The following is a 1729-nucleotide window of genomic DNA, read 5'->3' on the forward strand; positions in this document are numbered from 1 at the left end:
GAGCAAGAAGGGCTACTGGATCGCCATGATCGATGTCCGCGACCCGGACACCTACAAGAAATACATCGAGGCCAACGCGAAGGCCTTCGCCAAATTTGGCGCGAAGTTTGCTGTTCGGGCCGGCCGCCATACCGACCCGGAGGGGGCAACGGGAAACCGCCATGTCGTGGTGGAGTTCGATTCTTACGACAGGGCGCTCGCCTGCTATCAGTCGCCCGAGTACCAGGAAGCCTTGAAATTCCGGCTGGCGGCATCGACCGGCCACTTCGCCATCGTCGAGGGCGCCTGATCGTGATCCTGTTTCCGGCAATAGACCTCAAGGACGGCAAATGCGTGCGCCTGAAGCACGGCGACATGGCAACCGCCACCATCTACAACGATGACCCGGCGGCCCAGGCACGAGCCTTCGAAGAGCAAGGCTTCGAATGGCTGCACGTCGTCGACCTCAACGGCGCCTTCAAGGGACAGAGCGTCAATTCCGCGGCGGTCGGCGCCATCCTCGAGGCGACGAAGAACCCGGTGCAGCTCGGCGGGGGCATCCGCACGCTGGCGCAGATCGAGGACTGGCTGAACCGCGGGCTGGCGCGAGTCATCCTCGGGACCGTGGCGGTGCGGGAGCCCGAACTGGTGAAGGAGGCATGCAGGACCTTTCCCGGCAAGGTAGCGGTCGGCATCGACGCCAAGGGCGGCAAGGTGGCGGTCGAGGGCTGGGCCGAAGCCTCGGAACTCGGCGTCATCGAATTGGCGAGGAAGTTCGAAGGTGCGGGCGTGGCCGCCATCATTTACACCGACATCGACCGCGACGGCGTGCTCTCCGGCATCAACTGGGATGCCACCATCGACCTTGCCGAGGCGGTGTCGATCCCGGTGATCGCTTCCGGCGGATTGGCCTCCATCGCCGACATCGTGCGCATGACCATGCCCGATGCGAAGCGCCTGGAGGGTGCGATCTCCGGTCGCGCGCTCTATGACGGGCGCATCGACCCGGCGGAGGCGCTCGCCATCCTGCGCGGCAACAACGCGGAGGCACGAGCGTGAACATCTCGATCATCCTGGCGTCCTATGACAGCGGCCACTTTCACGGCCGCTGTGGCCAAGGCCCCGATGCGCTGATCTCCGGCGGGCTGGCCGAGGCGCTGAAGCTTGCCGGTCACGACGTCGAGGTGCGCGACATCGGCAAGGTCGTCGAGGACGAGCAGGAGCGCGAGATCGGCACGGGATTTGCCGTCTGCAACGTCGTTTCGGGCGAGGTCCGCATCGCGCTGGACAACGGCCGCTTTCCCATCGTTCTGGCCGGCAACTGCCTGACCAGCGCGGGCGCGGTGGCCGGTGAAGGCGCGGACGCCATCATCTGGGCCGACCAGCATGGCGACCTCAACACTCCGGAAACCTCCACCTCCGGCTTTCTCGACGGCATGGCGCTGGCAACGGCGCTTGGATTGTGTTGGCGGCGCATGGCGGCGCAGATTCCCGGCTTCAAGCCGATCGAGCCGGCCCGCTGTGTCCTGGTCAACGCACGCGACCTCGATACGGCCGAGAAAGAGCTTTTGGAGAAGCTGCCTATCATCCGCACCGAGTGTCAGGACTGGGCAGCCGCCGCGGCGAAGCTGAAGGCCGCGGGTGCCGAGCGCATTCATATGCATGTCGACCTCGACGTGCATGATCCGGAAACGCTGCAGGCCAATCGTTACGCAACGCCTGGCGGCCCGGCGCCGGAGCAGGTCCGCAC

Annotated in this window: 3 protein-coding genes; all 3 read left to right on the top strand. The window is 65.6% G+C overall.

The features are described from left to right. Positions 1–289: DUF1330 domain-containing protein (locus tag EOA60_RS31625; protein WP_164899719.1), on the top strand; the 289-nt coding region annotated here is incomplete at its 5' end. Between the two features lie 2 nt (positions 290–291). Next, positions 292–1038: a 1-(5-phosphoribosyl)-5-[(5-phosphoribosylamino)methylideneamino]imidazole-4-carboxamide isomerase gene (hisA, locus tag EOA60_RS31630; protein ID WP_127335645.1), complete on the top strand. Its 747-nt coding sequence runs from the start codon at positions 292–294 to the stop codon at positions 1036–1038. Beyond that, positions 1035–1729: arginase family protein (locus EOA60_RS31635; protein WP_128312525.1), on the top strand; the 695-nt coding region annotated here is incomplete at its 3' end. The genes hisA and EOA60_RS31635, both read left to right, overlap by 4 nt.

Origin of the sequence: Mesorhizobium sp. M1A.F.Ca.IN.020.06.1.1, from assembly GCF_004023265.1 — a bacterium.
GTDB lineage: Bacteria > Pseudomonadota > Alphaproteobacteria > Rhizobiales > Rhizobiaceae > Mesorhizobium.